The organism is Streptomyces phaeofaciens (assembly GCF_014648915.1).
In the GTDB taxonomy this organism is placed as follows: Bacteria; Actinomycetota; Actinomycetes; order Streptomycetales; family Streptomycetaceae; genus Streptomyces; species Streptomyces phaeofaciens.
Genome location: NZ_BMSA01000020.1, coordinates 190,865 through 211,437, shown reverse-complemented (window position 1 = coordinate 211,437; position 20,573 = coordinate 190,865). Strand labels below are relative to the sequence as shown.

Annotated in this window: 11 protein-coding genes, 1 tRNA gene and 1 pseudogene; 10 read left to right on the top strand and 3 right to left on the bottom strand. The window is 70.2% G+C overall.

The features are described from left to right. The first annotated feature begins 163 nt into the window (after positions 1-163). Together IE275_RS29985 and IE275_RS29980 are read left to right on the top strand one after the other, a co-directional pair. Positions 164-826, top strand: coding sequence for a DegT/DnrJ/EryC1/StrS family aminotransferase (locus IE275_RS29985; RefSeq protein WP_189714857.1), 663 nt, complete (start codon positions 164-166; stop codon positions 824-826). A 75-nt stretch (positions 827-901) separates the two neighbouring features. Next, a tRNA-Thr gene (locus IE275_RS29980) sits at positions 902-977 on the top strand. 52 nt (positions 978-1,029) lie between these two features. Here the strand turns inward: IE275_RS29980 and IE275_RS29975 are convergent. Further along, positions 1,030-3,768, bottom strand: coding sequence for a SpoIIE family protein phosphatase (locus IE275_RS29975; protein ID WP_189714839.1), 2,739 nt, complete (start codon positions 3,766-3,768; stop codon positions 1,030-1,032). A gap of 380 nt (positions 3,769-4,148) precedes the next feature. On the opposite strand from IE275_RS29975, the gene IE275_RS29970 reads away from it, so the two are divergent. The 8 genes and pseudogenes from IE275_RS29970 (at position 4,149) to IE275_RS29935 (ending at position 18,138) form a co-directional block, all read left to right on the top strand. After that, complete coding sequence (locus IE275_RS29970; protein WP_189714837.1) at positions 4,149-9,593, top strand: HAMP domain-containing protein; 5,445 nt, start codon at positions 4,149-4,151, stop codon at positions 9,591-9,593. Between the two features lie 284 nt (positions 9,594-9,877). Further along, positions 9,878-10,557, top strand: a pseudogene (locus tag IE275_RS29965) (response regulator). A gap of 188 nt (positions 10,558-10,745) precedes the next feature. Further along, complete coding sequence (locus IE275_RS29960) at positions 10,746-13,466, top strand: DNA translocase FtsK (RefSeq protein WP_229870704.1); 2,721 nt, start codon at positions 10,746-10,748, stop codon at positions 13,464-13,466. A gap of 255 nt (positions 13,467-13,721) precedes the next feature. Further along, positions 13,722-14,561, top strand: a complete 840-nt coding sequence (locus tag IE275_RS29955; RefSeq protein WP_189714833.1) for a helix-turn-helix domain-containing protein — start codon at positions 13,722-13,724, stop codon at positions 14,559-14,561. Positions 14,562-14,645: 84 nt separating this feature from the next. Next, the gene (rimO, locus tag IE275_RS29950) at positions 14,646-16,127 is read left to right on the top strand and encodes a 30S ribosomal protein S12 methylthiotransferase RimO (RefSeq protein WP_189714831.1); all 1,482 of its coding nucleotides are present in this window, start codon (positions 14,646-14,648) and stop codon (positions 16,125-16,127) included. After that, positions 16,124-17,089 carry a CDP-diacylglycerol--glycerol-3-phosphate 3-phosphatidyltransferase gene (pgsA, locus tag IE275_RS29945; RefSeq protein ID WP_229870702.1) on the top strand — a complete coding sequence of 322 codons (966 nt, stop codon included), beginning with the start codon at positions 16,124-16,126 and terminating at the stop codon, positions 17,087-17,089. Before rimO ends, pgsA begins: the two co-directional genes overlap by 4 nt. After that, positions 17,086-17,667 carry a CinA family protein gene (locus IE275_RS29940; protein WP_189714828.1) on the top strand — a complete coding sequence of 194 codons (582 nt, stop codon included), beginning with the start codon at positions 17,086-17,088 and terminating at the stop codon, positions 17,665-17,667. Before pgsA ends, IE275_RS29940 begins: the two co-directional genes overlap by 4 nt. A gap of 90 nt (positions 17,668-17,757) precedes the next feature. Continuing rightward, positions 17,758-18,138: a helix-turn-helix domain-containing protein gene (locus tag IE275_RS29935; RefSeq protein ID WP_015657463.1), complete on the top strand. Its 381-nt coding sequence runs from the start codon at positions 17,758-17,760 to the stop codon at positions 18,136-18,138. A 749-nt stretch (positions 18,139-18,887) separates the two neighbouring features. Here the strand turns inward: IE275_RS29935 and IE275_RS29930 are convergent. Together IE275_RS29930 and IE275_RS29925 are read right to left on the bottom strand one after the other, a co-directional pair. Beyond that, the gene (locus IE275_RS29930) at positions 18,888-19,652 is read right to left on the bottom strand and encodes an SDR family NAD(P)-dependent oxidoreductase (RefSeq protein WP_189714826.1); all 765 of its coding nucleotides are present in this window, start codon (positions 19,650-19,652) and stop codon (positions 18,888-18,890) included. Positions 19,653-19,702: 50 nt separating this feature from the next. Next, positions 19,703-20,572 carry an Fpg/Nei family DNA glycosylase gene (locus tag IE275_RS29925; RefSeq protein ID WP_189714824.1) on the bottom strand — a complete coding sequence of 290 codons (870 nt, stop codon included), beginning with the start codon at positions 20,570-20,572 and terminating at the stop codon, positions 19,703-19,705. Position 20,573 lies beyond the last annotated feature (1 nt).

The following is a 20,573-nucleotide window of genomic DNA, read 5'->3' as shown; positions in this document are numbered from 1 at the left end:
CGATGGTACTGCAGGGGGGACCCTGTGGGAGAGTAGGACACCGCCGAACAATCATTCAAAAGGGTTGGGTTCTGAACTTCTGTTCAGAGCCCAACCCTTTTTTGTTTCCTGTCACTTGAAGTTCACGTTGCGCGTCGACCATCCACGCATGGGTACTGCTGCAATGCTCAGAGCCGCAGGCGTCGGAGTCGGTGACGAGGTCATCGTGCCGGCCTTCGGCAACGCCGATGTCGCCGGCGCGGTCACCCTCGCGGGTGCGCTGCCGGTGTTCGCCGACGTCGACCCCGTGACCTACTGCCTGGACGCGGCCGTCGTCGAGGCGGTCGTAACTCCGCGGACGGCGGCTGTCGTTGTCGTGCATCGATTCGGTCGGCCGGCGGATGTCGGGCGGTTGCGCGGGGTCGGGCAGCGGCACGGGCTTCTGGTGTTGGAGCAGGGGGAGTCCGTGGCGCCGTACGACGAGATTGCGCGGCGCAGGGAGCGGGCCGCCTATCTCGACGGCCGGTTGCGGGGGGTGCGGACGCCGGACGGCGGGGACGGGCACACCTATCAGCAGTACGTCGTGCGGGTGCCGGGGAACGGCCGGCCCGACCGGGATGCTTTCGCACGGGCCTTGCGCGGCAGGGGAGTCGAGTGCCGGGTGCCGGTGAAGACCCCGTTGCACCGGCTGCCCGAGTTCCGGCGGTGTGTGTCGTTGCCGGAGACGGAGCGGGCCGCCGACGAGACGCTGGCCCTGCCGGTGGACGCGGCGCTGACGAAGCGGGACATGCAGCGGATCGTGGCCGCGTGCAACGCGCTCGGCGGGCTGTTGCAGCCTGCCTTCTGAACGAGTTTGGGAGCACGGGCTCGTTCGGGGTATGATCTCTTTCGTTGCCGCGAGGGAAACCTCGAAAAGCAGCTGGCCCCTATAGCTCAGTCGGCAGAGCGTCTCCATGGTAAGGAGAAGGTCAACGGTTCGATTCCGTTTGGGGGCTCCATCGATTAAACCCCCCGCCCTTATGGGCGGGGGGTTTTCTCATGTCCGGGCTCTCACGCCAGCCGCATCGCGAGGATTGCCATGTCGTCGGACGGGGCGTCCGACGCGAAGCGTTCCACGGCGCGCATGATGCGGGCCGCGACCGCGCCGGCCGTCAGGCCCGTGCAGGTGGTGAGGACGTCGGCCAGGCCGTCGTCGCCCAGCATGCGGGTGCCTTCGCGGCGCTCGGTGACGCCGTCCGTGACGCAGAGCAGGACATCGCCCGGGTCGAGGGTGACCGTCTGCTCGTAGAGCTCCAGGTCCTCCATGACGCCGAGCAGGGGCTGGGGTTCGGCGGCGGGCTCGACCGTGCCGTCCTGGCGGAGGCGCAGCGGGAGGGGGTGGCCTGCGCAGACGACCTTCAGCTCGGCGCTGCCGTCCGCCTGGGGGCGCATCTCGCCGTAGAGGAGGGTGAGGAAGCGGCTGCGGGCGCCCTCGTCGAGGATCGCCGAGTTGAGGCGCTCCAGGACGGCCGGGCCGCTGAGGCCCTCGCGGGCGAGGAGTCTCAGGGCGTGGCGGGCCAGGCCGGTCACTGCCGCCGCGTGCGGGCCGGTGCCGCAGACGTCGCCGATGGCGAAGCCGTAGGCGCCGTCGCTGATCGGGAAGAGGTCGTAGAAGTCGCCGCCGACCTCGTTGCCCTCGCCGGCCGCCCGGTAGATGACCTCGACCTCGACGCCGTCGATCTCGGGGAGCTCCGGGGGCAGGAGGCTGCGCTGGAGGGACTGGCTGATGGCCGTGCGCTCGGAGTAGAGGCGGGCGTTGTCGAGGGCGAGGGCCGCTCTGCGGCTGAGGTCCTCGGCGAGTTCGAGGATCTCCTGGCGGAAGTGTTCGTCCGTGGGCTTGCCGAGGGTCAGCATGCCGATGACGCGGTTGCGGGCGACCAGCGGCAGGACGACGGTCTCGCCGCCGACCGCGGAGGCCGTGGCGAGTGTGGGGCCGATGCCCGAGGACACCTGGTGGGTGGGGCCGCCGGTCAGACCGAGGCTGCGCATGGAACTGCGCAGGGCGGCCTCGTGGGCGGCCGCGGCGGGGGCGGCCCAGACACGCGCTCCGGGGGTGGGGACCGGGTCCGGGGGCGCGATCTTCGAGAGCAGCGACTTGATGCCGTCGATGAGCTCCTCGTCCTCGTGCAGGACGTACGAGAGGTACGGCTCGGAGGCCTGGTCGGCGATCGTGTAGACGGCGCACCAGGTCGCGAGGGTCGGGACGGTCATCTGGGCCATCAGGGCGAGGGTCTGGTCGCGGTCGAGGGTGCCGGCCAGCAGGTCGGAGGCCTCGACGAGGAAGCTCAGGGAGCCTCGGCGCAGGCGTTCCAGTTCGCCGAGGCGGGCCGACTCGACGGCGAGCGCGATGCGGTCGGCCGCGAATTGCAGGCGCAGGGCCTCTTCGTTCGAGTAGCGGGCGGCGGCCTCCGCGGCCACGCCGAGGGAGCCCGTCAGGCGGCCCTCGACCTTCAGCGGGACCGTGACGACCGAGCGCATGCCCGTGTTGTTGAGCAGCGGGACGGCGCCGGGGACGGCGAGGAGGTCCTCGTGGACGGCCGGCATGCGGGCGGAGCCGTAGCGGCCGGGACCGGCCTCGACGGGGACGCGTGCGAAGCGCTGGCGGGCGGAGGGCAGGCCGGTGGAGGCGCGGACCTCCAGTTCCGTCTCGTCGTCGGTGGCGAGGAGCAGGAAGGCGGAGTCGCCGTCGAGCATGTCGCGGGCGCGTTCCACGGTGCGCTGGAGGAGGCCGTCGAGGTCGTCCGGGGCGGGGGAGCCGATGAAGACCTCGAAGGGGTCGGCGTTGGGGCCGTCCGCGGGTGTCGCGTCGGAGGCCGGGACGCGCAACGGGGTCTGGAGGACGGCCCGTTCGTGGTCGCGGACCAGGAGGCAGACCGTGGAGGGCTCGCCGTCGGTGTCGCGGACGCGCAGGTGGGAGGCGTACACGGGGGTGACGCGGCCGCTGGCGCCGCGGATGCCGTAGCTGCCCTCCCAGCGGGAGAGCTGGAGGGCCTCGACGATGCCGGTGCCGGTGCCGGGGGTGTGCGGCCAGGCGGCGAGGTCGGTGAGGGGTTTGCCGGTGACCTGGTCGGCGGCGTAGCCGAAGAGTTCCTCGGCGTCCTCGTTCCAGGCGGAGACGGCGCCCAGGCGATCGATCTGGACGACGGCGACGCGGACGCGGCTGTCGGCGAGCGGGAGGAGGTCGGCGGGCAGCGACGGGCCGGCGGCGCGGGTGCCCACCGGGCGGTCGGGAAGATCGAGTTGGAACCAGACCTGTTTGTGGGTCGGGGTGTACTCGACGCCCCACCGGGTGGCGATGGCGGCGCAGAGCTGGAGGCCGCGGCCGCCTTCGCGGTCGGGGCTGCCCATGGTGGCGGGGGAGCCCTGGAGCGGGATCTCGCGTTCCGGGTAGCGGTCGGCGACCTCGATGCGTACGCCGTCGTCGGCGCGCAGGCACAGGACGTCGGCGTGGGTGCCCGCGTGGACGACCGCGTTGGTCACCAGTTCGCTGGTGAGGACCACGGCGTCGTCGACGATGTCGGCGAAGCCCCAGCCCTGGAGGGTGTCGCGGACGAACGAGCGGGCGGTGGCGACGGATCGTCCCGCGGGCTCGAAGCTGGCGGCCGCGCGCGCGGTGATCACAGAACTCCTCGGCCGGTTGTCGACGTGCAGGGAACCCTGGCCCGTCCGGTCGCGCCGTTGGTGGGGCGCGAGCATGCCTGAAGGCCGGGGGTCCGGGGGCTGTCCCCCAGGGATCAGTCCGGTGGTCATGTGTGCGGCCGCCCCTCCGATGCCCGCTCGTGCGCCTCGTGCCACCGTCCAGGCCGGTCGGGACCGGCGTGGCTGGACAGCCGCATGCAAGGTTACTTACCTTCCCCGCCCCTGCGGATGCCGGTCAGCAGTGATTCCGCCCCGAGAGTGTGCGGACGATGTGCGAAGCTGCCGAACTGTTATGGCCGGGTTCGGTGAGGGTGAAACACTGGGCAAGCTTCTTGTGAAGGTCCGGGCAGACTGGGTGTCTTCTGAGTACAGGGGGCAGCGGCTCCCGGAGCCCGCCTGATTACATCAGGCGGAAAACTCAGTGGTAACGGGCATGACGAGCAGTATCACCAGGCACAGCGGTAACGGTCGACCCCTGCGGGAGGGATCAAGTGGAGTCTGGCGCAGCGACGCGGGGTACCAAGGCGCGCGCGAAGGGCGGACAGACCCTGAGCAGGCGCACGCCACGCGGCGGCACCACCGTGGTGGACACGGCGGCGCTGAACCGGCTGCTGGCCGCCCTGGTGTCCATGCGGGACGGGAACTTCCGCAAGCGGCTCACGGTGTCCGGGGACGGCGTGATGTCGGAGATCGCGGCCGTCTTCAACGAGGTGGCCGACCGGAACCTCCATCTCACGGGTGAGTTGTCGCGGGTACGCCGCATGGTCGGCCGGGAGGGCAAGCTCACGGAGCGGCTGGAGACGGGTGCCTGTGAGGGTTCCTGGGCGACCGCGATCGACAACTCGAACGCGCTGGTCGACGACCTCGTACGGCCTGTTTCAGAGGTCGGGCGGGTGCTGTCGGCGGTGGCCGAGGGTGATCTGTCGCCGCGGATGGAGCTGCGGACGACCAGCCCGGAGGGGGCGGGGCATCCGCTGCGCGGGGAGTTCCTGAAGGTCGGGCGGACGGTCAACAACCTGGTCGACCAGCTGTCGACGTTCACCGACGAGGTCACGCGGGTGGCCAGTGAGGTGGGCACCGAGGGCAAGCTGGGCGGACAGGCCCAGGTGCGTGGGATGTCCGGTTCGTGGAAGGACCTCACGGAGTCCGTCAACACGATGGCGTACCGGCTGACGGCCCAGGTGCGGGACATCGCGCTGGTGACGACGGCCGTGGCCAAGGGTGATCTGTCACGGAAGGTGACGGTTCACGTCGAGGGCGAGATGCTCGAGCTGAAGAACACCGTCAACACGATGGTGGACCAGCTCTCCGCGTTCTCGGTCGAGGTGACCCGGGTGGCCCGTGAGGTGGGCACCGAGGGCATCCTCGGCGGCCAGGCGCAGGTGTCCGGCGTGGACGGCGTGTGGAAGGAGCTCACCGATTCGGTGAACACCATGGCCGGGAACCTGACGGCCCAGGTGCGCGGGATCGCGGAGGTGACGACGGCGGTCGCCAACGGTGACCTGTCGCAGAAGGTGACGGTGTCGGCGCGCGGTGAGGTCGCGCAGCTCGCGGACACGATCAACCAGATGACCGAGACGCTGCGGACGTTCGCCGACGAGGTCACGCGGGTGGCCAACGAGGTGGGGGCCGCGGGGCAGCTGGGTGGCCAGGCGAACGTGCCGGGCGCGGCGGGTACCTGGAAGGACCTGACGGACTCCGTCAACACGGTGTTCCGCAACCTCACCACTCAGGTGCGGGACATCGCGGCGGTGACGACGGCCGTGGCCAGTGGTGACCTGTCGCAGAAGGTCACGGTGGACGTGGCCGGCGAGATGCTGGAGCTGAAGAACACCGTCAACGGGATGGTCGACCAGCTGTCGGCGTTCGGTGCCGAGGTCACGCGGGTGGCGCGGGAGATCGGTGTCGAGGGTGAGCTGGGCGGCCAGGCGCAGGTGTCGGGTGCGGCGGGCACCTGGAAGGACCTGACGGACTCCGTCAACACGGCGTTCCGGAATCTCACCGGACAGGTGAGGAACATCGCGCAGGTCACCACGGCCGTGGCCAACGGCGATCTGTCGCAGAAGGTCACGGTGGACGTCTCCGGCGAGATGCTCCAGCTGAAGAACACCGTGAACACGATGGTGGACCAGCTGTCGTCGTTCGCCGACCAGGTGACGCGGATGGCCCGGGACGTGGGTACCGAGGGCCGGCTGGGCGGTCAGGCGCGTGTTGACGGTGTGTCGGGTACGTGGAAGGAGCTGACGGACTCCGTCAACTCCATGGCGGGGAATCTCACCTCGCAGGTGAGGAACATCGCGCAGGTGACGACGGCCGTCGCCCGGGGCGATCTCTCGCAGAAGATCGATGTGGACGCGCGCGGCGAGATCCTGGAGCTGAAGAACACCATCAACACGATGGTCGACCAGCTCTCCGCGTTCGCCGACCAGGTGACCCGGGTGGCCCGGGACGTGGGTACCGAGGGTCGGCTGGGCGGTCAGGCGCAGGTGCCGGGTGTCGCCGGTGTGTGGCGGGACCTGACCGACTCGGTGAACGGCATGGCCGGCAACCTCACCGCGCAGGTGCGCAACATCGCGCAGGTGGCCACGGCGGTGGCCCGGGGTGACCTGTCCCAGAAGATCACCGTGGACGCGCGCGGGGAGATCCTGGAGCTGAAGAACACCCTGAACACGATGGTGGACCAGCTGTCGTCGTTCGCCCAGGAGGTCACGCGGGTGGCGCGTGAGGTGGGTACGGAGGGGCAGCTCGGCGGTCAGGCCGAGGTGCAGGGTGTCTCCGGTACCTGGAAGGACCTCACGCAGTCGGTGAACTTCATGGCGAACAACCTGACCATCCAGGTGCGCCAGATCGCCGAGGTCACCACCGCGGTCGCCAAGGGCGACCTGTCGAAGAAGATCACTGTCGATGCCAAGGGTGAGATCCTCGAGCTCGTCACCACCGTGAACACGATGGTCGATCAGCTGTCGTCGTTCGCCGAGCAGGTGACCCGGGTGGCCCGCGAGGTGGGTACCGAGGGCATCCTGGGCGGCCAGGCGCACGTGCAGGGCGCGACGGGCATCTGGAAGGACCTCAGCGACAACGTCAACCTGATGGCCAAGAACCTGACCGTGCAGGTGCGCAACATCTCGCAGGTCGCGGCGGCCGTCGCCAACGGTGACCTGACGCGGACGGTGACGATCGACGCGAGCGGTGAGGTGGCGCAGCTCGCGGACACCTTCAACACGATGGTGAAGACGCTGAGTTCGTTCGCCGACCAGGTCACCAAGGTGGCCCGTGAGGTGGGTACGGACGGCATCCTCGGCGGTCAGGCGCATGTGCCGGGTGTGGCCGGTACCTGGAAGGACCTCACCGAGTCGGTGAACCAGATGGCGTCCAACCTGACCGGCCAGGTGCGCAACATCGCCATGGTCACGACGGCCATCGCCAAGGGTGACCTGACGAAGAAGATCGACATCGACGCGCGCGGGGAGATCCTCGAGCTGAAGACGACCATCAACACGATGGTCGACCAGCTGTCGTCGTTCGCCGAGGAGGTCACGCGAGTGGCCCGCGAGGTGGGTACCGAGGGGCAGCTGGGCGGGCAGGCACGCGTGCGTGACGTCGACGGCACCTGGCGGGACCTGACCGAGTCGGTGAACGAGATGGCCGGGAACCTGACCCGGCAGGTGCGTGCCATCGCGCGCGTGGCGACCGCGGTGACCAGGGGCGACCTGAACCTGAAGATCGATGTGGACGCGTCCGGGGAGATCCAGGAACTCCAGGACTACATCAACAAGATGATCGCCAACCTGCGCGACACCACGATCGCCAACAAGGAGCAGGACTGGCTCAAGGGCAACCTCGCGCGTGTGTCCGCGCTGATGCAGGGGCGGCGGGACCTGGAGGACGTGGCCTCGCTGATCATGAGCGAGCTGCCGCCGCTGGTGGCCGCGCAGCACGGCGCGTTCTTCCTGGCGATGCCGTCGGCGGACGGCACGGACGACCAGTACGAGCTGCGGATGCTGGGGTCGTACGGCTATTCGATGGGGTCGATGCCGACGTCGTTCCGGCCGGGTGAGGCGCTGGTCGGGACGGCCGCGGAGGAGAAGCGGACGATCCTGGTGGAGAACGCGCCGAGCGGTTATCTGAAGATCTCCTCGGGGCTCGGGGAGGCGCCGCCCGCGCAGGTGATCGTGCTGCCGGTGCTGTTCGAGGGCAAGGTGCTCGGCGTGATCGAGTTGGCGTCGTTCACGAAGTTCACCCAGATCCAGAAGGACTTCCTCAACCAGCTCGCCGAGATGATCGCGACCAGCGTCAACACCATCTCCGTCAACACCAAGACGGAGCTGCTGCTGAAGCAGTCGCAGGAGCTGACCGAGCAACTGCGGGAGCGGTCGGCGGAGTTGGAGCAGCGGCAGAAGGCCCTCCAGGCGTCCAACGCCGAACTGGAGGAGAAGGCCGAGCTGCTGGCCCAGCAGAACCGTGACATCGAGGTGAAGAACACCGAGATCGAGGAGGCGCGGCAGGTTCTGGAGGAGCGCGCCGAGCAGCTCGCGGTGTCGATGCGTTACAAGAGCGAGTTCCTCGCCAACATGTCGCACGAGCTGCGTACGCCCCTCAATTCGCTGCTGATCCTCGCTAAGCTGCTGGCCGACAACGCGGAGACGAACCTCTCGCCGAAGCAGGTGGAGTTCGCCGAGACGATCCACGGGGCGGGCTCGGACCTGCTTCAGCTGATCAACGACATCCTCGACCTGTCGAAGGTGGAGGCGGGGAAGATGGACGTCTCGCCGACGCGGATCGCGTTGGTGCAGCTGGTGGACTACGTGGAGGCGACCTTCCGTCCGCTGACCGCGGAGAAGGGCCTGGACCTGTCCGTGCGGGTCTCGCCGGAGCTGCCGGCCACCCTGCACACGGACGAGCAGCGGCTCCTTCAGGTGCTGCGCAATCTGCTGTCCAACGCGGTGAAGTTCACCGATTCCGGGTCGGTGGAGCTGGTGATCCGGCCGGCCGGGGCGGACGTGCCGGTGGCGATCAAGGAGCAGTTGCTGGAGGCCGGTTCGCTGACCGATCCGGATGCCGCGCTGATCGCGTTCTCGGTGACGGACACGGGTATCGGGATCGCGGCCAGCAAGATGCGGGTGATCTTCGAGGCGTTCAAGCAGGCGGACGGCACGACCAGCCGCAAGTACGGCGGTACGGGTCTGGGCCTGTCGATCTCGCGGGAGATCGCGCAGCTGCTGGGCGGTGAGATCCACGCGCAGAGCGAGCCGGGCCGGGGTTCCACGTTCACGCTCTACCTGCCGTTGCACCCGAGCGAGCTGCCGCCGCAGGGCTACCAGCAGATCGTGCCGGCGCTGGAGGCCGGGGACCTGGTGGCCTCGGAGAACGGGGCGGCGGAGCTGTCGGAGCTGGCCGAGGTGGAGATCGAGACGCCGGCCGAGGTGAAGTCGTACCAGGAGACGCAGAACGGGGCGGCCGCGCTCTTCCGGCGCCGGCGGCGGCTGGTGAGCGGCGGTGAGCAGCGGGTCGGTGAGCCGGAGCAGTGGTCGGCGCCGCAGGGTCAGCGGACCATCCGGTTCGGCGGCGAGAAGGTGTTGATCGTCGACGACGACATCCGCAACGTGTTCGCGCTGACCAGTGTCCTGGAGCAGCACGGGTTGTCGGTGCTGTACGCGGAGAACGGCCGGGAGGGCATCGAGGTCCTGGAGCAGCACGACGACGTGGCGGTCGTGCTGATGGACATCATGATGCCCGAGATGGACGGCTACGCGACGACCTCGGCGATCCGCCGGATGCCGCAGTTCTCGGGGCTGCCGATCATCGCGCTGACGGCGAAGGCGATGAAGGGCGACCGGGAGAAGGCGATCGAGTCGGGGGCTTCCGACTATGTGACGAAGCCGGTCGATCCCGATCATCTGCTGTCGGTGATGGAGCAGTGGATGCGCGAGGCGTGACGGAACCCGTTCGTGTGCCGCTCGTGTGGCGCTCGTGCGACCGGAACTTGCGAAAGGCGTGAGGAGTTGCTGACCCAGGGTGTCCGCGGCCGTGTAGCGGGGCGGGATTCGGGGAACCTTCTGGTCTCCCGCTGCGTTCCTGCTACGTGCACAGTGACATCACGGTGACAGGGTGTGGCGACGGTCGGGGTGCGGCTACCATGACCGGCACAAGGAAGGGCGGCGCAAAGGAGTCGTCCCCAGGGGCGGCGCCCGGTGCACTGCCGGGGCGAGGAGGGCGGGCCATGGTGCAGAAGGCCAAGATCCTCCTGGTCGATGACCGGCCGGAGAATCTGCTGGCGCTGGAGGCGATCCTCTCTGCGCTCGATCAGACGCTGGTGCGGGCATCGTCCGGGGAAGAGGCGCTCAAAGCACTGCTGACGGACGACTTCGCGGTCATTCTGCTGGACGTCCAGATGCCGGGAATGGACGGATTCGAGACGGCTGCGCACATCAAGCGGCGAGAACGCACCAGGGACATCCCGATCATCTTCCTGACGGCGATCAACCACGGCCCGCACCACACCTTCCGGGGGTACGCGGCCGGCGCGGTGGACTACATCTCGAAGCCGTTCGACCCGTGGGTGCTGCGCGCCAAGGTCTCCGTGTTCGTCGAGCTGTACATGAAGAACTGTCAGCTGCGGGAGCAGGCGGCGCTGCTGAGGCCCAGTTGGAGGGCGGTGGCAAGGCCGCCGCGGGCGGTGGTGCCAAGGAGTCGGCGGGGCTGCTCGCCGAGCTGTCGGCGCGGCTCGCGGCCGTCGAGGAGCAGGCCGAAGCCCTGTCCAAGCAGCTCGACGACGAGTCGGCGGACGCCGCGGCGGTGGCCACGGCGGCGCATCTGGAGCGCAAACTCACCGGCCTGCGGCGGGCGCTGGACGCGCTGGAGCCGGGCACGGGCGGCGGGGTGTCCTCGCTGCCGTCGTAGAACTGAAGCGAGGGGGCGGGAGGGTTGGGCCTGAATGTGCCTCAGTTCCGCCCCGTGTTCAGCAGGATGCGGCGGTTCCCCTCACAGGAAGCGGACGTGTCAGTTCCGTGTCTCCGTGGCGGCGACACGAACGGGTGAAGCGGTGGGCACGCGTGTCCCTTGTGGTCCGCCCCGGTAACCTCACCCCCATGGCCTCACGTCCCTCCGCAGCCAAGAAGCAGCCCGCCAAGAAGGCGGCCGCTCCCTCGAAGGCTCCGGCGAAGAAGGCCGCCGCGAAGAAGGCTCCGGCCAAGAAGGCGCCCGCCAGGAAGGCCGCGGCGAAGAAGGCCGCGCCCGCGCCCAAGCCGGCGCCGAATCCCACCGGGGGCGTGTACCGCCTGGTGCGCGCCGTCTGGCTCGGTCTGGCGCACGCCGTCGGCGCCGTCTTCCGCGGGATAGGGAACGGCGCCAAGAACCTCGACCCCGCCCACCGCAAGGACGGCGTCGCGCTGCTGCTGATCGCCATCGCGCTGATCTGCGCCGCGGGCACCTGGGCGGATCTGCGCGGACCCGTCGGCGACCTCGTCGAGATCCTGGTGACCGGCTCCTTCGGCCGGCTCGACCTGCTCGTGCCGATCCTGGTCGCGGTCATCGCCGTCCGCTTCATCCGCCACCCCGAGAAGCCCGAGGCCAACGGCCGGATCGTGATCGGTCTGTCCGCGCTGGTCATCGGTGTGCTCGGCCAGGTCCACATCGCCTGCGGCTCGCCCGCCCGCAGCGACGGCATGCAGGCGATAAGGGACGCCGGCGGCCTCATCGGCTGGGGCGCGGCGACCCCGCTGACGTACTCCATGGGCGACGTGCTCGCCGTACCGCTGCTGGTGCTGCTGACGGTCTTCGGGCTGCTGGTCGTCACGGCCACCCCGGTCAACGCGATCCCGCAGCGGCTGCGCGCGCTCGGCGTGCGCCTCGGCGTGCTGGACGACCCCGAGGCCGAGGACACCGACGCGTTCGCCGACGACGACGCGCGCTACGACGAGCAGTGGCGCGAGGCGCTGCCCGGGCGCCCCCGCCGCCGCTCGGGCGGCCCGCGGGCGTACGACCCCGACGAGGCGGAGCAGGACGCCCTGTCGCAGCGCCGCGGCCGCCCCCGGCGCTCCGCCGTGCCGCAGCCCGCGATGGACCGTCAGTTGGACGCGGTGGACATCGCCGCCGCTGCCGCCGCGGACCTCGACGGGGCCGTGCTGCACGGCATGCCGCCCTCTCCGCTCGTCGCCGACCTCACCCAGGGCGTGGGGGTCGGCGACCGCGAGCCGACGACGCCGACGCCGGTGCCCGCCGCGCGGCCCCGGCAGGAGAAGCTCGGCACCGGGGCCGTACCGGATCTCACCAAGGCGCCCCCGGAGGAGATCCGCGACCTGCCGCCGCGCGCCGAGCAGCTCCAGCTCTCCGGGGACATCACCTACTCGCTGCCCTCGCTGGACCTGCTGGAGCGCGGTGGCCCCGGCAAGGCGCGCAGTGCCGCCAACGACGCCGTGGTCGCCTCGCTGACCAATGTCTTCACCGAGTTCAAGGTCGACGCCGCCGTCACCGGCTTCACGCGCGGGCCGACGGTCACGCGCTACGAGGTCGAGCTGGGCCCCGCCGTGAAGGTCGAGCGGATCACCGCGCTGACCAAGAACATCGCGTACGCCGTCGCCAGCCCCGATGTGCGGATCATCAGCCCGATCCCCGGCAAGTCGGCGGTCGGCATCGAGATCCCGAACACCGACCGCGAGATGGTCAACCTCGGGGACGTGCTGCGGCTCGCGGACGCGGCCGAGGACGACCACCCGATGCTGGTGGCGCTCGGCAAGGACGTCGAGGGCGGCTACGTGATGGCCAACCTGGCGAAGATGCCGCACATCCTGGTGGCCGGAGCCACCGGCTCCGGCAAGTCGTCCTGCATCAACTGCCTCATCACCTCGGTCATGGTCCGCGCGACCCCCGAGGACGTGCGGATGGTCCTCGTCGACCCCAAGCGCGTCGAGCTGACCGCGTACGAGGGCATCCCGCACCTGATCACGCCGATCATCACCAACCCCAAGCGGGCCGCCGAGGCGCTCCAGTGGGTCGTGCGCGAGATGGACCTGCGCTACGACGACCTCGCCGCGTACGGCTTCCGGCACATCGACGACTTCAACGAGGCCATAAGGAACGGCAAGGTCAAGCCGCCCGAGGGCAGCGAGCGGGAGCTTCAGCCGTACCCGTACCTGCTGGTGATCGTCGACGAGCTGGCCGACCTGATGATGGTCGCCCCGCGGGACGTCGAGGACGCCATCGTCCGGATCACACAGCTCGCGCGCGCGGCCGGCATCCATCTGGTACTGGCCACGCAGCGCCCGTCGGTCGACGTCGTCACCGGTCTCATCAAGGCGAACGTGCCCTCGCGGCTCGCCTTCGCCACCTCCTCGCTCGCCGACTCGCGGGTCATCCTCGACCAGCCGGGCGCCGAGAAGCTGATCGGCAAGGGCGACGGACTGTTCCTGCCGATGGGGGCGAACAAGCCGACCCGTATGCAGGGGGCGTTCGTCACCGAGGCCGAGGTCGCGGTGGTCGTCCAGCACTGCAAGGACCAGATGGCGCCGGTCTTCCGGGACGACGTCACCGTCGGCACCAAGCAGAAGAAGGAGATCGACGAGGACATCGGCGACGACCTCGACCTGCTGTGCCAGGCGGCCGAACTGGTCGTCTCCACCCAGTTCGGGTCGACCTCGATGCTCCAGCGCAAGCTGCGGGTCGGCTTCGCCAAGGCCGGCCGGCTGATGGACCTCATGGAGTCGCGCAACATCGTCGGACCGAGCGAGGGGTCCAAGGCGCGTGACGTTCTCGTGAAGCCGGACGAGCTGGACGGCGTGCTCGCGGTGATCCGGGGAGAATCCGAGGCGTAGGGGGCCGAAGGAGGGGTAGGCGCGACCGTGACTCACCCGTTAGAGATCTCAGGGCAACCGTTCTCCTTTGTCGTACGTCCAGTTGAGCGAGAGGACAGGTACGGCTTTCAATCGAGGGTTGTGCCTGGCCCGCCACCGGGATGTCCGGCCATTCCGATGGCGTACAAAGTCGTACCGCCCGGTTGCCCCTCCCTTTGACACCCCCCCTAGACTGAACTTCCAGCACAGGTGGCTACACGCTCGAAAGGCGCCCCCGTGTCCATCGGCAACTCCCCTGAAGACGAGCGTCCGTTCGAAGACCCGTCCGAGGAAGCCCCCATCTCGATCGGCCGTGCCCTGCGTGAGGCGCGCATCGCGGCCGGGCTGACCGTCGACGACGTCAGTACCGCCACCCGGGTCCGTATCGCCATCGTCCATGCCATCGAGGCCGACGACTTCGCCCCCTGCGGCGGGGACGTCTACGCGCGCGGGCACATCCGGACGCTGGCCAGGGCCGTCCGCCTCGATCCCACCCCGCTGATGGAGCAGTTCGACGCCGCCCACGGCGGCCGTCCGGCGCCGACCGCGCCCGCGCCGATGTTCGAGGCGGAGCGCATCCGTCCCGAGCGGCGCGGCCCGAACTGGACCGCGGCGATGGTCGCCGCGATCGTCGCCGTGATCGGCTTCGTCGGCTTCACCGCGTTCAAGGGCGGCGACGACGGCGGGGCGAAGGAACAGGTCGCCGAGGGCACCACCCCGGAGGCCAGCGCCACCGCCTCGCCCACCCTCAAGACCGAGAAGCCCGTCGACGAGAAGCCCGAGCCCTCCGACAGCGCCATCGCCGCGGTGCCCCAGGACAAGGTCACCGTCCAGGTCACCGCCACGGACGGCCGCAGCTGGATCTCCGCCAAGGACCACAACGGCCGTCTGCTCTTCGACGACATCCTCAAGCAGGGCGAATCCAAGACCTTCCAGGACAGCGAGAAGATCAACCTCGTCCTCGGCGACGCCGGGGCGATCGACCTCTTCGTGAACGGCAAGAAGATCGAGGACGACTTCCAGTCGGGTGCGGTCGAGCGCCTCACCTACACGAAGGGCGACCCGCAGGCCGGGTGACGTGTCCCTGCGGTAAACGGGGTTGGCGAAGATCGCCAACCCCGTCGACGTTCGGTGTCGGTGGGACAAAGTAGTCTTGAGCCCATGCCTGAACGCCGTACCGTCGCACTCGTCACCCTTGGCTGCGCCCGTAACGAGGTGGACTCGGAGGAGCTCGCAGGCCGTTTGGAGGCGGACGGCTGGCACCTCGTGGAGGACGCCGAGAACGCGGACGTCGCCGTCGTCAACACCTGTGGCTTCGTCGAGGCCGCCAAGAAGGACTCCGTCGACGCCCTCCTGGAAGCCAATGACCTCAAGGGTCACGGCAGAACCCAGGCCGTCGTGGCGGTGGGCTGCATGGCCGAGCGGTACGGCAAGGAACTTGCCGAAGCCCTCCCCGAAGCCGACGGAGTCCTCGGCTTCGACGACTACGCCGACATCTCCGACCGCCTCCAGACCATCCTGAACGGCGGCATCCACGCCTCCCACACCCCGCGCGACCGGCGCAAGCTGCTGCCGATCAGCCCGGCCGAGCGGCAGTCGGCGACCGACGTCGCCCTGCCCGGGCACGGCGCTCCCGTCGACCTCCCCGTGGACCTGCCCGAGGGCCTCGCCCCGCAGTCCGGCCCCCGCGCGCCGCTGCGCCGCCGGCTCGACGGCGCCCCGGTCGCCTCGGTCAAGCTTGCCTCCGGCTGCGACCGGCGCTGCTCCTTCTGCGCCATCCCGTCCTTCCGCGGCTCCTTCATCTCGCGCCGGCCCAGCGATGTGCTGAACGAGACACGCTGGCTGGCCGAACAGGGGGTCAAGGAGATCATGCTGGTCTCGGAGAACAACACCTCCTACGGCAAGGACCTCGGCGACATCCGGCTGCTGGAGTCCCTGCTGCCCGAGCTGGCCGACATCGACGGCCTCGAGCGGGTGCGGGTCAGCTACCTCCAGCCCGCCGAGATGCGTCCCGGCCTGATCGACGTGCTGACCTCCACGCCCAAGATCGCGCCCTACTTCGACCTGTCCTTCCAGCACTCCGCGCCCGGCGTGCTGCGGGCGATGCGCCGCTTCGGCGACACCGACCGCTTCCTCGAGCTGCTCGACACCATCCGGAGCAAGGCGCCCCAGGCGGGCGTGCGCTCCAACTTCATCGTGGGCTTCCCCGGCGAGTCCGAGGCCGACCTCGCCGAGCTGGAGCGGTTCCTGAACGGCGCCCGGCTGGACGCCATCGGCGTCTTCGGATATTCCGACGAGGAGGGCACCGAGGCCGCGACCTACGGCGACAAGCTCGACGAGGACGTCGTCGCCGAGCGCCTCGCCCAGGTCTCCCGGCTCGCGGAGGAGCTGGTCTCGCAGCGTGCCGAGGAGCGCGTGGGCGAGACGGTCCACGTGCTCGTGGAGTCCCTGGACGAGGAGGGCGTGTACGGCCGGGGCGCGCACCAGGCGCCGGAGACGGACGGACAGGTGCTGCTCACATCGGGCGAAGGCCTGAGCGTCGGCCGTATGGTCGAGGCGAAGGTGGTCGGTACGGAGGGTGTCGACCTGGTGGCCGAGCCTCTTCCGGGCTCGTTCGGGTGTAGTGAGGAGGCGGGCAGATGACGGGTGTTCCGGCGTCGGCTGCGGGCGGCTCCGCGCGGGCGAAGGGGGCCGCCGCCGCGGCAGAGGTGTCGGAGGCCGAGGTGTCGTCTGCCGTCGCCGGCTCGGCCGCGGTCGCCGGGGCCTCCGGCGGTTCCGGTTCCTCGGGAGCCGTGGGTTCCCTGGGGTCCTCGGGTTCCTCCGGTTCCTCGGATTCTGTGGGGTCCTCCGGCTCTTTGGGTTCCACCGGTTCTTCTGGCGCCTCAGGCTCCTCGGGTTCTTCCGGTTCTTCCGGTTCTTCCGGTTCCTCGGGTGTCGAGGCCGGTGAGGTCGTCGATCCGTCCGATGCCGCCGTCAAGGCGCCGCGGGGCGGGAAGCTGGCGGCCGCGGCCGTCAACCAGGCGAGCGTCTGGAACATCGCCAATCTGCTGACGATGCTGCGGCTGATCCTGGTGCCCGGCTTCGTCGCGCTGATGCTGGCCGACGGCGGGTACGACCCGGCGTGGCGTTCGCTCGCCTGGGCGGCCTTCGCCATCGCCATGATCACCGACCTGTTCGACGGGCACCTGGCGCGGCGCTACAACCTCGTCACCGACTTCGGGAAGATCGCCGACCCCATCGCCGACAAGGCGATCATGGGAGCGGCGCTGATCTGCCTCTCCTCGCTCGGCGACCTGCCGTGGTGGGTGACGATCGTGATCCTCGGCCGGGAACTCGGCGTCACGCTGCTGCGTTTCATCGTCATCCGGTACGGCGTGATCCCGGCGAGCCGGGGCGGCAAGCTCAAGACGCTCACCCAGGGCGTGGCCGTGGGCATGTACGTCCTGGCGCTGACGGGATGGCTGGCCACTCTGCGCTGGTGGGTGATGGCCGCGGCGGTCGTCCTGACCGTGGTGACCGGGCTGGACTATGTGAGACAGGCCATTGTGCTGCGCAGGCAGGGAATCGCCGAGCGCCAGGCCGCTTCGGAGGAGACACAAGCGTGAATTCCACGGCCACTGACGTGGTGCGACTACTCACGGTCAGCGGCGGGACGCTGGCCGTGGCGGAGTCGCTGACGGGTGGCCTGGTCGCGGCGGAGATCACATCGGTCCCCGGGGCCTCCAAGGTCTTCCGGGGGTCGGTCACGGCCTACGCCACCGCTCTCAAGCATGAACTGCTCGGTGTCGACGCCGACCTGCTGGCCAGCCGTGGGGCCGTGGATCCGCAGGTCGCGGCACAGATGGCGGCCGGCGTACGCAAGGCGCTGGGCGCCGACTGGGGCGTCGCGACCACCGGTGTGGCCGGCCCCGACCCCCAGGACGGGCAGCCCGTCGGCACGGTTTTCGTGGCCGTGGACGGTCCGTTCGGGCCGGATCCGGGTTCCGCCCCTGGCGGAAAAGTGGAGGCCCTGAGGTTGAACGGCGACCGCGCGGAAATTCGTAGAGAGAGTGTACGGAGCGTACTCGCACTGCTTCTGACAGAGCTTGCGGGCGAACACACCGGGAATGAGCGGGCACAGGATACGGACGGGCACAGGATACGGAACAGAACGGGGGGTTTTGATGTTTGCAGCCCTGAGTGAACACGACATCGCTCCCCGCACGGCCGCAGCGCAAGGCGGTACGGTGGGGCGTGAAGGATGCGGCTACGCGGTCCGAGGAGGGAGCCACCGATGATTCTGCTCCGTCGCCTGCTGGGTGACGTGCTGCGTCGGCAGCGCCAGCGCCAGGGCCGTACTCTGCGCGAAGTCTCCTCGTCCGCCCGAGTCTCACTCGGCTATCTCTCCGAGGTGGAGCGGGGGCAGAAGGAGGCATCCTCCGAGCTGCTCTCTGCCATCTGCGACGCGCTGGACGTACGGATGTCCGAGCTCATGCGGGAAGTGAGCGACGAGCTCGCCCTCGCCGAGCTGGCCCAGTCTGCTGCGGCCACCCCCAGCGAGCCTGTGCCCACGTCGGTTCGTCCGATGCTGGGTTCCGTGTCGGTGACCGGTGTGCCGCCGGAGCGGGTGACCATCAAGGCACCCGCCGAGGCGGTGGACGTGGTCGCCGCGTGAGGTTCACGCGCGTGGGTGTGTGAGCACCGACGCGTGAGTGTGAAGCCCCGGCCGGGGCTTCTCCGGGGAGACCCGGAGGAGTGCGGTCGGGGTTTTTCGCGTCCTGGGGGACACGAGGGGGAGGCGAGGCCGCTCCTGGGCCCCCGCCCGGATGCGTTTGCCGGTACCGGGGGCTGCGGTCATCGTGGAGGGGCGCCGTGGGCGTGGTGGGTGCCGTGGGCTCCGTGCGGGAGGTGAGCGTCATGGAGGGCCGGATACTGCGCCGGGCGGCCGCTCTGGGACTCGGTGCCGTGTGGTGGTGGGCCGCGGTCCGGCTGGCGGTGGCGCCCGATGCCGGGGTGCTGGAGGGGGCGGTCGTCGTCGGCGGGTGGGGGCTGAGCCTGCTGCCGGTGCACTGCACGGCCAGGGCGCACGCTGTGGGAGCGGTTGACGTGGGGCGGTGGGGGGTGGCTTGGCGCTTGGGCGGGGAGGCCGGTGCGGGCGGGTGTGCGGGTGCGGGCGGGTCTGCGGGTGCGGGTGAGCAGGGTGGGGGCGCTGGAGGTGTGGGCGCGTAGGGCGGGGTGCGGCGGGCGAGGGTGGGGTGCGGGTGAGCGTGGCGGGGTGGGCTGCTGGGCGCGGGTGCGCCTGGTGAGGCGGGGTGCGTGCTTTGCGCGGTGGGTTGTGGGGCGTGTGCCTCGGATGGGGTGGACAGGGGGTGGGGTGGACCGCGGGTGCGGGTGCGTCGCGTGCCAGCGGGCCGTGGGGCGAGGTCACCAGGGCATGGCCACGCCGCCGTTCGGGCGGAGGATCTGGCCCGTGGTGAAGGCCGACGCGTCCGAGGCCAGATGCAGGACGGCATGGGCGACGTCCTCGGGGGCGCCCACTCTGCCGAGGGGTGACATACGCGACATGAGCGCCTCGGTGTGCTCCTGTGCGTCGGCGTCGTGGCGGTCGGTCATGGGGGTGCGGATCCATCCCGGGGCGACGGCGTTGACCCTGATGCCGTACCGGCCGACCTCGTTCGCGAGGGTCTTCGTCAGCTGGACCACGGCCGCTTTCGCGGCTCCGTAGCAGAGCAGTCCGGGCCCGCCGGTGTCCACGGCTCCCGAGGCCATGGTGACGATGCTGCCGCCGCTGTCGTGCGCGATCATCAGGCGGGCGGCCTCCTGGCAGGCGTACAGCACACCCTTGAAGTTGACGTTCAGGACCCGGTCGAGGTCCTCGTCGCGGGTCTCCAGGACGGGGCTGCGGTGCATGATCCCGGCGACGGCGGCCATCACGTCCAGGCGCTCGCAGGACTCGACCGCCTGCCGGACCTGGACCCGGTCGGTGACGTCGAGATGGTGCGTGCGGGCGGTCCCGCCGAGGTCCTTGATGAGGGTCGCGGTCTCGTGCAGGCCCGGCGCGTCGAGATCCGCGCCGTGCACGATGGCGCCGGCTCCGGCGAGAAGTACGGCGCAGGCGCGGCCGATCCCGCTCGCGGCGCCGGTGACGAACGCGGTTCGTCCGGTGAGGTCGTACGCCTTCACGCCCATGAGGGGACGGTACGAGAGTTTCTGACGGTCAGTCAATTAGCCGCGGTCGGTCAATCGGCGGTGCGGGGGCGGCCGGGGCGAACGGGACGTACGGGACGGACCCGGCGGGTCGGTGGGGAACCGGGTGCCGGTGCGGGCCCCGGCTGGCAGGTGGGGCACCAGTAGGTGGGGCGTTCGCGGGAGCCGTCGCCCTGGTCGGCCGCCCGGACGGGGGTGCCGCAGCGCAGACAGGGGCGGGCCGCACGGCCGTAGACGAACAGGTCCTGGCCGCGGCGGCCGGTCGTGGTGCGGACCGGGCGGTCGCGGTTGGCCTCCAGGAGCCGCTTGGCGAGTGCGGGCAGTTTCGCGGCGCGGTCGGCGGGGAGCGCGCCGACGGGGAGCCAGGGGGTGACGCCGAGCAGGAAGCACAGCTCGCTCTTGTAGACGTTGCCGATGCCGGCGAGATTGCGCTGGTCGAGGAGGGCCTCGCCGAGGGGGCGGACGGGGTCGGAGAGCAGGTTGGCCAGGGCCAGGTCGGGGTTCCAGCCGGGGCCCAGGAGGTCGGGGCCGAGGTGGCCCACGGCTCGCTGTTCCTCGCTGGTGCGCAGCAGGTCGAGGACGGGGAGGCGGTAGCCGACGGCCGTGCGGTCGTGGGTGCCGAGGATCGCGCGGATCTGGTGGGCCGCGCCGCCGGTCCAGCGCTGGTCGTGGGCGTAGATCTTCCAGGAGCCGTCCATCCGCAGATGCGAGTGGAGCGTGAGGCCGCCCTCGATACGGGTGAGCAGGTGTTTGCCGCGCGGGGTGACGTCCAGGACGGTGCGGCCGGTGAGGTCGGCGGTGGCGTACTTGGGCACACGGAGGTCGGAGCGGGTCAGCACCTTGCCCGCGAGGGCGCCGTGCAGCCGCGCCGCCGTCTGCCAGACCGTGTCACCTTCGGGCATG